Annotated in this window: 7 protein-coding genes; 1 reads left to right on the top strand and 6 read right to left on the bottom strand. The window is 33.6% G+C overall.

Annotated elements, in window-relative coordinates; all coding sequences use genetic code 11:
• The 6 genes from VGE71_RS10520 to VGE71_RS10495 all read right to left on the bottom strand — a co-directional run.
• A partial coding sequence (locus VGE71_RS10520) for a pitrilysin family protein (protein WP_331138296.1) occupies positions 1–1,776 on the bottom strand: 1,776 nt, incomplete at its 3' end.
• 85 nt (positions 1,777–1,861) lie between these two features.
• Positions 1,862–2,995 carry a TlpA disulfide reductase family protein gene (locus VGE71_RS10515; protein WP_331138295.1) on the bottom strand — a complete coding sequence of 378 codons (1,134 nt, stop codon included), beginning with the start codon at positions 2,993–2,995 and terminating at the stop codon, positions 1,862–1,864.
• A gap of 168 nt (positions 2,996–3,163) precedes the next feature.
• Positions 3,164–4,369 (bottom strand): TlpA disulfide reductase family protein, encoded by a 1,206-nt coding sequence (locus tag VGE71_RS10510; RefSeq protein WP_331138294.1) that lies wholly within the window; start codon positions 4,367–4,369, stop codon positions 3,164–3,166.
• Between the two features lie 66 nt (positions 4,370–4,435).
• Positions 4,436–5,839 carry a RagB/SusD family nutrient uptake outer membrane protein gene (locus VGE71_RS10505; RefSeq protein ID WP_331138293.1) on the bottom strand — a complete coding sequence of 468 codons (1,404 nt, stop codon included), beginning with the start codon at positions 5,837–5,839 and terminating at the stop codon, positions 4,436–4,438.
• 17 nt (positions 5,840–5,856) lie between these two features.
• Positions 5,857–9,420, bottom strand: coding sequence for a SusC/RagA family TonB-linked outer membrane protein (locus VGE71_RS10500; RefSeq protein ID WP_331138292.1), 3,564 nt, complete (start codon positions 9,418–9,420; stop codon positions 5,857–5,859).
• Between the two features lie 229 nt (positions 9,421–9,649).
• Complete coding sequence (locus VGE71_RS10495) at positions 9,650–10,798, bottom strand: FecR family protein (RefSeq protein WP_331138291.1); 1,149 nt, start codon at positions 10,796–10,798, stop codon at positions 9,650–9,652.
• 280 nt (positions 10,799–11,078) lie between these two features.
• Here VGE71_RS10495 and VGE71_RS10490 point away from each other — a divergent pair.
• Positions 11,079–11,426: RNA polymerase sigma factor (locus VGE71_RS10490; RefSeq protein WP_331138290.1), on the top strand; the 348-nt coding region annotated here is incomplete at its 3' end.

The following is an 11,426-nucleotide window of genomic DNA, read 5'->3' as shown; positions in this document are numbered from 1 at the left end:
TTTGAAGGCTGAGGCGTTTACATTTAATGTTACGCCTAATTTCTGCAGTTTTTCTGAGAATTTGAATTTGTCGTTAAGCGTTGTTCCTTTTGACAGCATTGAAGCTGTTAAAGCCGGAATCATATCATTTTTGCTTTCGCTGGCATAATTTCCAAGTGAAATACTCGCTGCAACAGTCACAAAATCTTTTGCTGAAGTTTTTACAGAAACCACATCAATTCCAGAAACTTTTTCTCTTTTAAAAGCAGAAGCCGTTTTTTCAATTGTAGTTTCTAATGATTCAGCTTCTGTAAGTATATTTTTTACTGATGAAGAAACAGCCGCTGAACTTTCTTCATGCAAATGCCCATCTTCTGAATGTCTGTAATAAAATGGTCCGTTTTCAGGCATAAACTTTCCTGCCTGAGCTGTCTTTTGATTTTGAGATCCCGATTGTTTTGGAATAAAATAACCAGTTGTACTTTGGTCTTCTACCAAATATTGGTTTGCAACGCGCAAAACATCTGCCGGAGTTACTTTTTTCAATCGGTCAACTCCTGTAATGTAGTCTGTCCAATCTCCCGAAGCGATTGCCTCATTCAAAGCCGAAGCAATTACACCAGAACCATCACGCGCTAAAACAGTCTGAGCGCTTATTTTTGCTACTACACGGTTTACCTCATCCTGAGTCACTCCTTCCTTCTGGATTTTTGCTATAACCTCACTGATTTTAGAATCAATATCTTCATGTTTCGAAGTGGTTGGAAAACCGACACCAATCGTGAAAAGTCCCACTTCTTTGAAGTTCGTTGCACTGGCATAAGAATAAATTCCCAAACGGGTATCAACGAAAGTTTTGTTCAAAATTGCCGATGGACCATTCCCAATAATTTGAGCCAGAATATTTAAAGCGGGAAGATCTTCGTGCAAAGCACCTGGAATTTTATAGGCTTTGTTTACAACGCCCAATTCTCCTGGTTTTCTCACCACAATTTTACGTGCTCCATATTGCTGTGGCTCTTCTGTATAAGGCTGTGGCATTACATGCGGCGCTTTTGTGATTTTTCCGAAATATTTCTCAATCAGTTCAAAAACATTTTCTTTTCTGAAATCTCCGATGATGGTCAGAGTCGCATTGTCTGGCCAATAATAGGTATTATAGAAATTCTTTAAAACTTCAATTGGTGCTTTTTCAATATCCGATTTCCAACCAATTGTAGAGTGATGATATGGATGAGCAATATAAGCTGCCGCCCAGATTTCCTTATCCAATAAACTGTTCGGGTTGTTTTCGCCTCTTTCAAATTCGTTGCGAACCACAGTCATTTCGGCTTCTTTGTCTTCTTTTGTCAATAACGAATTTCGCATTCTGTCGGCTTCGATTTGAAGTGCCAGTTCGATTTTATCACTTGGAAGTGTTTCAAAATAATTGGTTCTGTCGTACCATGTTGTTGCATTTAACTGTGCTCCTGTATTTTGCAGCACATCTGTAATGGTATTTCCGTTTTTCTTGTTGAAAGTTGGGGTTCCTTTAAACATCAAATGTTCCAAAAGGTGTGTTGATCCGGTGTTTCCTAAAACTTCATGTTTAGAACCTACACGATATACAATTTGTACTGTTGCAACCGGAGAAGCATTGTCCTGCAAAAGCAGTAAACTCATCCCATTTGGCTGGTACAAATATTCTTCAATTCCACCTAACTCTTTTATTTTCTTAAAGTTAACCGATTTTCCCTGCGCTGACATAAGGGCACAGAAAGCCAATGAGCAATAGCCCAGAAAGATGTATTTTTTCATTTTTTTGTGAGAGATTTTTGTGAGTTTCAGTCTCAGTTTTCAGTCTCAGTTTAACTAAAAACTGAAAACTGAGACTGTGAACTATTTATGATTTACTGAAAATTTCTTTTAGTTTAGATTGTAATTCAGCTTCTCTAAGGTTTTTAGCCACGATTTTTCCGTCAGGTCCAATTAAGTAGTTGGTTGGAACCATTTTGACACCGTATAAAACAGCAGCTTCGTTCTGCCATCCTTTTAAATCTGAAACATGTGTCCAAGTTAAACCGTCTTTTTCGATTGCTTTTTCCCAAAGATTCTTTTTATCGTCAAGAGAAACCCCTAAAACGTCAAATCCTTTGTCGTGGAAAGTTTTGTAAGCCACAACCACATTTGGATTTTCTTTACGACATGGACCACACCAAGAAGCCCAGAAATCAACTAAAACATATTTCCCTTTGTAATCTGATAATTTCACCACTTTTCCGTTTACATCAGTTTGAGAAAATTCAGGTGCTACAACTCCAATTGCTGTTTTTTCGTTAAGGTCAATTGACGCTTTTAATTTTTTTCCGTAGAATGATTTTTGGATTTCTGGAGATAAAACAGCGTAGTATTCTTTTACTTTTTCAGGAGTTCCGTAAGAAACAATTCTGTCTTCGATTACTAATGCTCCTCCTAAATTATCTTTATTTTTTCTGATGAATTTATCTGTAAGATCATCTGCAAAAGTGCCAAGATCTTTCCATTTTTTGTCCATCATGGTTTGTTGTTCAGGCGTCAGTTTTACTTTTCCATTTTGAGTTAATGAATCCGATAATTTGTAAATTGGACCTGCAACTGCTTGAATTTTTTTGAATTCGTTATCGTAGTACGATTTGTACAATCCGTTTTGTGTAGCTCCTGTTACTTTTGCTACAAACATAGAATCCTTTTTAGCATCGACTTTAATTTCTTCATTATCTAAAAGAAAATATGCTCCGTATTCTTGTCCTTTGATTTTAATGGTATGAAACAATGGCTCTCCTGTTTTTCCTGTAAAAGAAAATGCACCTTCTTTTACTTCAGCAGAATCAATGATTTTTTTATCTCCTTTTTCGTCAGCATATTCCAGATAAACAGTTCCTTTATCTAATCCTGCAATTGTTCCGTTAATTGTGTAGCCTTCTTTCTTTGCGCAAGAAGTCACCGCCGTTGCAAGCGCTAAAGCAAGCAATCCTGATTTTAAAATTGTTTTTTTCATGTTATATTTTTTTTATTGTTAAGATTGCGATGTTTTTTTTAGTTTTCAGTCTCAATCTTCAGTCACAGTCTCTGTCGCGGTTTTCAGTGATTAACTGGATGATTAAAATAAACCGTGACTGTGACTGTGACTGTGACTGCGACTGCGACTGAAACTGAAAACTAAATACTAAGATTTCATAAGTTCTTTAAGCTTAGCTTCTAATTCTGCACCTCTCAAGTTTTCTCCGATAATTACACCTTTACCGTCTACTAAATAAGTTGCTGGAATTGCTTTTACATTAAATGACTTGCTCACTTTATCGTCGTCTAGAAGATTATGCCATTGCATATTTTCTTGTCCAAGCGCTTTTTGCCAAGCTTTTTCGTCTTTATCAATTGAAACACTTAAAATTTCAAAACCTTTAGGCGCATATTCCGCATAAGCTGTTTTTAGGTTCGGAATTTCTTTTCGGCATGGACCACACCAAGAAGCCCAAAAGTCAACCAAAATGTATTTTTTTCCTGAAACAATATCTTTTGCATTAAATGTTTTTCCGTCTTTATCTTTTAATCCAAAATTAGCAATACTTGTCCCTACTAATGATTTCGGATTCAAATCTTTATCTACAACCTGACCATAATAACTTTTCTTAGCCGCATCTGAAAACTGTTCGTAGATTGGCTTTTGTTCTGGAGTAAAATAACTATATGAAGTCATCATAAAAAATGGTCCCCACCAATTGTTTTTATGTTTTGCAATTAACTCCGAAGTTTTTGTTTCTACTTTCGTGAAAAATGCTTTTTCTTTAGCTTCAAACGCTTTCCATTCTGGAGAATTTCCGATTGAATCCATCGCTTTTTTATTTCCAGAGACTCTTGCCTTACCGTACGCTTCTGCTATTTTTTCAGTTCCTTTATGATATTCTACATAATCAGCTTGTAATTCTTGTTTAAAAGCGATTTCTTTAGCATAATAATCATGAGATTTAGAACCAGATATTGTTACATCTTTAAAAGTGATATATTCTCCCTCTTTATCTGAAACAGTACCAGCCGCCGAAATTTTTATTTTTGAATTTTCGACCATTACAGAAATAGTTCCTTTGCTTTTACCAAAGACAACATAGAAAAAACGAGGTTCTTTTAATTTTCCTGTGAAAGTAAATTTTCCCTCTTTTAATGTTGTTTCAGCAACTGGCAGTTCAGAAGAATGTGTTGCGCCCGGAATCAATTTTACAGCTGTTCCGTCTGTAAGTCCAGTAATATTTCCTTCAATAGAATAAGATGTTGCTGCCGTTGCAGATGCTGTCTTTTTCTTTTGTGCCTGACCATTGTTTGAAATCATAAACAAACAAAGGCAGAATCCTAAAATTTTAAATTTAATTGTATTCATTTTTGATTGATATTTTAAAAAAAGCTTCCCTTTCGAAAATTCCTAATCAGGAAGCTTTTAAGTTTATTATTTAGATACGTTTTGTGTTATTGTTCCGTTTCCTGGATTTTGCGTTGCTCCTTGTGGGAAAGGCGAAGTCCATAAATGAGAATCTGATTTTAACGTGTAAGTAGTTCCGTTTGTTACTTTTGTTAAACTAAATTTGTAAACACCTTCCGCATTTAGACGACGAGCATCTGCATAAGGAGTTAATGTATTAAGAAGTTCGTTATTCTTTGTTTTGAAAATAGCATTCAAAGCCGTTGTTTTATCCGTCGTTGAAATATCCTGATAAGATGCTGGAAGAATACGAGTTTTACGAATTGTATTTAAAATCGCTAAAGCCTCACTGATTTTATTATCACGCGCTAAACACTCCGCTTTAATCAAATAAACCTCAACAGTTGTAATTCCGGCAAAGTTATACATACCAGATAATATTGAATAGTAATACGTATCGGCTCCTACCGTTCTTATTTTCCAACGTGATTTTAAACGTGCATCTCCAGTTTCAAAACGTGCTGCTCTTTCTACTGGTATACTTGTTTCTCTTCCTAATGAACGGCTTGATCCGTGTCTAAAAAAGTAATTTTCAGAATAAGTATACCCCATTGGAGACACTGCTGTTGTATAGGAATTTGGTACATCGATAATGGCTTTATTCGCATTATAAAAAGCAACCCAATCATACAACTGATTATTTTCTGCCAATGCCAAATCTGCATATTTTAAAGCCTCTGTATAATTATTCATTTGCAGGTAAACTCTTGAATAAAATGCATAAGCTCCACCTAAATTTGGATGCAAAGCTGTTTGAGAAACCTTTGGTAAATAAGGTAAAGCTTCCTTAATGTCATTCAGAATAAAATCATACATTTCCTGAATGGTTACTTGTTTACTTGGTGCATTAATATTGGCACTTGTAATTAACGGCACTGATAATTTTGTAGCAGCTGTTGAAGCAACATAAGTATCTGCATAAAAATTAGTTACATAAAAAAAGTTCATGGCACGCATTATTTTTGCTTGTGCCCAAACTATTCTCTGTTCTTGCTCAGTCGCTTTAGTTGTTGTTAGTGCATTTTCAATAATTAAATTAAAAGCTGCAATTCCAGAGTAAGTTCCATAATAAGCAGTTTCATCTGACACTTTTAGTGCAATACGATCTGCATTTTCATCCCACATATAATTGGCATTATACAATCTATTGCTTGTTAAAGTTGCAGCTGTTATAAATTGGTCATTCAGTAATTGTGAAGCTCCTAAAATATCTAATCTTGTATTGTATTCGTCACGCAAAAAAGCTTCATAATCTGCCAATGTTTGTGGCGATTTTGCTCCTTTTGGAACATCACTCAAATAATCGTCGCAAGATGCCAATGTCAATCCTAAAGCTAAAAGGCACGCTACTTTTTTATATATATTTTTCATCGTTTAGTCTTTATAAATTAGAAATTAACATTTACCCCCATTACAAAACTTGGAGATATGAAACCGCCTAACATATACTTAGCATCTCTGCTTTTAGCAAAAGTATAAACGTTCTCTGCGTTTAAATTGAAACGTACTCCGTCTAATTTCACTTTCTTAATAATAGCACTTGGCATTTGGTAAGACAATGAAACATTGCTTAATCTCACATTTGAAGCATCCAAAATATTAATATCTGCATAAGAATAAATGGTACGAGATTCTGAATTAAATTCTGGTTCGTATTCGTAAACCGCTCTTGGAACATTTGTAAAAGCTTCATCACCTGGTTTCATCCAACGATCTGCAATATGATTGTTAACTACAGTAATATCTGTTACATAACCTCCAATTGCTCCATTGTAATTATTAGCTAACATTGGTAAGAATGTATTTCTTATTTTATGTCCTAACTCATAAATAAAAAGAGCTGAAAGTGAGAAATTTTTATAATTTGCAGAAGTATGGAAAGAACCGCTTTGAGTTGGAACTGTTGAACCAAAATCTTTAATAGCATCTATTTGTCCTGGGTTATATTTTACCGCTGTTCCTGAAGCATCATAAACCTGAGGAACTCCAGTATTACTTAAACCAGCCCATTTGTATCCATAAATCGAGTTAAAACTTGTTCCAACTCTAGGGAAAGCATTAGAATAATCTAACTGCAGATAATAAACTGGCGCTTTTACATTTACATAATCCACTACGTTTTTATTATAAGCATATAAAACAGCTGCGTTCCAAGAGAATGAAGGTGTTTTAACAAGTGTTCCACTTAAACTAACCTCGATACCTTTGTTAGTCATTTCTCCGTTGTTAAGTGTGTAAGTAGAATATCCAAAACCTTCTGTTGGAACTCCTTGACTACTCGCTAATAAATTTTGACCTTTTTTATTATATAAATCTAAAGTTCCGCTTAATCTGTTTTTAAAGAATGAGAAATCTAAACCAATATTAGTAGTAGTTGTTTTTTCCCAAGACAATTCAGGATTTGGGCGTTTACCAACACTTCCTTGAGTTCCTCCAACATTTGGATTAGCACTATAAAAAGCCGTTAAATATGGTGCAGAATCTTTGGCAATGTTTCCTGCAATACCATAAGAACCACGAAGTTTAAGAACATCTACCCAATCAACATCAAAAAATGATTCATTGTTAATATTCCATCCAGCACCTGCAGACCAGATAGGCTTGTTTTGAAATTTACTATCTGTTCCCCAAAGATTCGAACGATCCCAACGTATACTTCCAGAAATCGTATATCTTCTGTCGTAAGTATAACCTCCTGTTGAGTAAACTGAAACATAACGATTCTGCAATTCTTTTTCTAATGCAAATTCATTTTGTGACATATAACCGCTGAAAACAGATCCATATACTTTTAATAAATCGGCTTGATTTATATTGGTAAAAGATAAAGCTTGTGAATCATAACCATAACGAGTATTATCATTATACTCTTGTTTAGAATGACGAATTTCCATACCTGCAATCGCAGAAAAATCATGTTTTTCAGCAAAAGTTTGGTTGAAATTTAACTGTTGACGGAAATTATAAGCATTAGAAAACTGATTGGTATCTTTAATGATATCTCCGTAAGGTAAGTTGTAAACCGCCTTATTATTAGCAATTGTTACCATACCATTTACCTTATTTCTAACATAGTAAGAATCTCTATCAAACAACTGACTAGCGCGATCTGAAGCAAATTCATATTGGAACATAGCGTTGTATGTAAATGCATTGCTGAATTTCACATTAAACTTAGCAAACGTTCTGTTTAAGAAAGTTTTAGTTTCATTTAAGTTTCTACCAAACTCGTCCATTGGCGTAATATCCATGTTGTAAAGACCATAAGTCTGCATAGAATTCAGCGTGAAATTATTGTAACGAGAAGCAGCAGTAGAAACAAAATTAGTTCCATCGTTATTCACTAATTGATTGTATGGCTGATATTTAAATCCTGGATTACTAGCAAAATAACTCTGAGTATCACCTTTACCAAAATTGGTATAAGATCCTAAATCTAAAGACAACCAATTATTAATTTGAGTTGTATTTTTCAAATTAAGACCAACCGTTTGATTTTCAGTATACACATCTTCAAACTGATTATCTTTATAAGTTAAAGAAGCAGTGAAATTATTATTCTCAGAAGCTTTACCTAAAGTAAGGTTGTGCTGCATAAAATATTGATCACGTTTTGCATATCTCGCAATATCATCATAATATTTGTAGCCTTGAGAGCCAAGTGCATCCAAACGACTGTTCATTTCTGCCATTGAAGTTTTTCCTGCATAACCATTTAAAATAGTCTGCATTCCTAAACTTGTAAATGCAGCATTATTTAATAATGATTGCGCATAAGTAGCAGCATTAGCCGTTTTTAAATTAGGATTTCCATCTGCCCATCCTTTTTCTAAACCAATAATATCACCAGAATCTGTTAAATTTCCAGTATAATTTCTATAAGGCGTAACCGTTAAATTACTTGAAAACGAGATATTTGTTTTACCTGCTTTTGCTTTTTTAGTGGTAATAACCACAACTCCATTTGCTGCACGAGCACCATAAATAGAAGAAGCCGCCGCATCTTTTAAAACCGTAATCGTTTCAATATCTTCTAAGTTCAAATTAGGAAGATTCTCTTCAATAGTACTATATGGCGTTAATCTTGTATTTTCAACAGGAAAACCGTCAATAACATATAAAGGCGCACTTACTCCATTCATAGAAGTTGTACCACGAATTTTTCCATCCTGATATCCAACAATACGTCCTTCTAAAATTTTATCTAAGCCACTTAATCGTTGCTCCTGAAAATCTTTTGCTTTTAAATTAGAGAAAGATCCTGTTGCTTTTTCTGCTGTAATATCTTGATATCCAGTTTTTAAAACCAGCCCTTCTAATTCTAGAACATCTTCTTTTAAAACAACGTTGATAACGCTTCTTCCTTCAACTTTAATTTCTTGTCTTACATATCCTAAGTAAGCAAAAGCTAAAGTAGTTTGGCTGCTTACTGCAATAATCTGATATTCACCATTAAAATCGGTATTTACACCTCTTCCTGAACCATTGTCAGAAATTGCTGCACCTACTAATGGCATACCTTTTTCATCCGTAACACGTCCTTTTACAATAAAGTCTGCTTCTGCTTTGGCAGGTTTATCTTCCGAAGCTTTTTTTGCCATAAGGACAATATGATTTCCTGAGACTTTAAAATCTGTGCTTGTATCTCCAAAAATGGTACTTAAGATCGTTTCGATAGAAACATTACTCTCATTAACATTAATTGTTCTGTTTAAGTCAACAGATCGTACATTATAAACAAATCTGTAATTTGTTGTGTATTCAAGCTTTTCAATGGCTTTTGCAACAGTCATATTATTTGCATTGAAAGACATTTTTGCTTTCTGCGAGTAGGTTACTCCCGCCTGCATCACTGTAAAAGTGGTTAAGATAAACAATGTGGTCAATTTCATTTTCAAATCGAATTTCAAAAAAGGCTCGTCGAACCTGATTTTGTTCAATAGTTTTTTCATACTTTTAAAATGTTTTTTTAATGTTGGTTGGTTAATTAACTGACCGCATATACTCTACCGGGAAATGTTGGCGCATTTTCCGGTTTTTTTATAACGATCCTTCATTCTTGGATTTTGTTACATAGGCGCTTAATTTATTTTAGATTTTATGATTGTAGATTTCAGATTTTCCAATCTTTCTTCTTGTCTTTTTTCAATCTTCTATTTTCTCTATTCTATATTCTTCTCTCTACTTAATCGTAATCTTATCTCTGTCAATATTATAATCTATTGCATAACTATCGCTGAAATACTTCAAAACCACTTCAATCGGTTCATTATCAAATCGGGCATTGAAAATTTCTCTTCCGAGCTTTTTATTTCTATTGATAAAAGTTACGTTATAACGACGTTCCAATTTTTTAATAATATCTTCAAACGATGCATTTTTAAACACCAAACTTCCTTTTACCCAAGCGGTATAATACTCTGTATTAACCTGTTCTTTTGTAATTGCAAATTGTCCCTTTTCGTTTGAACCTTTTTCACCAGGTTTTAAAAACACCTGATTTTCTTTTGTTTTCTGATCTTTATAAAGAGATACTTTTCCTTCAACCAGAACAACATCTGTATTGGTATTTTCACTGTATGTATCGACATTGAACTTGGTTCCTAAAACCTCAACATTTACATTTTGCGTATTGACATCAAAAGGATGTTCTTTATCTTTTTCTACTTCAAAATAAGCTTCCCCAAGCAAATACACTTGTCGGTTTTGATTTTTCACAAACTGCACCGGATAACGTAATGTTGTTCCAGCATTTAAATGCACTAATGTTCCGTCAGATAATTGTACTTCAAACTTTTTTCCGTAAGGAATTCTAATCGTATTGTAAACCAATGCTCCACCAGAATATGCTTTTGTGTAAACCAATCTGTCTTTTTCCTGTCTTCCAATTACATTTCCGTTTTTATCTGTAATATTTTTGTCGTCGTTCGGATCCAGATTTTGTGATTCATTTCCAAGCTGCAATACAATTTCATCTTCTCTCGGAATCACCACATTTTGTTTTGAATGTGATTTTTCTGTATTTTTATAGAAATAAAAACCTCCTAGGGCTACAATCAAAATTGCAGCATATTTATAGTAAGATGAAAATCTTCGTTTGTAAAAAACATTATTTTCCTTTTGAATTCTTTCTGAAAGTTGTTTTCTTACTTCAGTAGAATCAAAAGTGTTCAAAGTAGTATCAATAGCGTAATTGGTTTTTACAAAATCCTTAAACACCGTTTGATTCTCTTCTTCTTTTAACCACTCAGTAAGCTCCTCAATTTCTTCGTGAGAAGCCTGATTTGTGATAAATTTAACAATTAGTCTCTCTGACTTTTTTACTGTCATTTTAGTCGTTTTTAATATTATTACGAGGCCAAAAAACAAAACCCTAACAATTTGATAAAGTTTTTTTCATTTTGATGCATTTTTTATTTTTCACAAGTTTTTTCGTTCAATAAATTCTACTAATTTGATAGAAATAAAAGAATAAAAGTTTTTATATTTGCCTTTTTTTCTGATTTTTATTTGTAATAAATTTCGAATAGAAAACGAAAAAAAACACGAATTTTACTAAATACTGGTCTAATTTAGACCATAAAAACTATAAATTTATATATTTGTTTATATGAAAACGGGTGATTACAATGATAATGCAATACTAATTGAGTCTCTACAAAATGGAGATGAAATGGCTTATGCCTATTTAATTGACACCTATCATCATAAACTTTGTGTTTACGCTAACAGTTTGGTTAAGAACATTTACAGTGCAGAAGATATTGTGCAAAACGTTTTTATCAAAGTATGGGAGCAGCGTACGAGATTGAAATCTGACCATTCTTTAAAAAGTTTTCTATACAAATTAACTTATAATGAGTTTATCGATTTGTACAGAAAAAATCAGTCTTTATTTTCACTGGAAAAATCCTATTATGATGCCTTGAACGGAATTGTTCAAGAAGAAGATTCAGAA

This window comes from Flavobacterium sp. (assembly GCF_036405015.1).
Classification (GTDB): Bacteria; Bacteroidota; Bacteroidia; order Flavobacteriales; family Flavobacteriaceae; genus Flavobacterium.
The sequence above is the reverse complement of the archived record's forward strand: the minus strand, read 5'-3'. Positions and strand labels throughout refer to the sequence as shown.

Excerpts from the sequence above, each read along its gene's own strand:
- VGE71_RS10500 (WP_331138292.1), bottom strand. The coding sequence starts at position 9,420 with ATGAAAAAACTATTGAACAAAATCAGGTTCGACGAGCCTTTTTTGAAA.
- VGE71_RS10515 (WP_331138295.1), bottom strand. The coding sequence starts at position 2,995 with ATGAAAAAAACAATTTTAAAATCAGGATTGCTTGCTTTAGCGCTTGCA.
- VGE71_RS10505 (WP_331138293.1), bottom strand. The coding sequence starts at position 5,839 with ATGAAAAATATATATAAAAAAGTAGCGTGCCTTTTAGCTTTAGGATTG.
- VGE71_RS10510 (WP_331138294.1), bottom strand. The coding sequence starts at position 4,369 with ATGAATACAATTAAATTTAAAATTTTAGGATTCTGCCTTTGTTTGTTT.
- VGE71_RS10495 (WP_331138291.1), bottom strand. The coding sequence starts at position 10,798 with ATGACAGTAAAAAAGTCAGAGAGACTAATTGTTAAATTTATCACAAAT.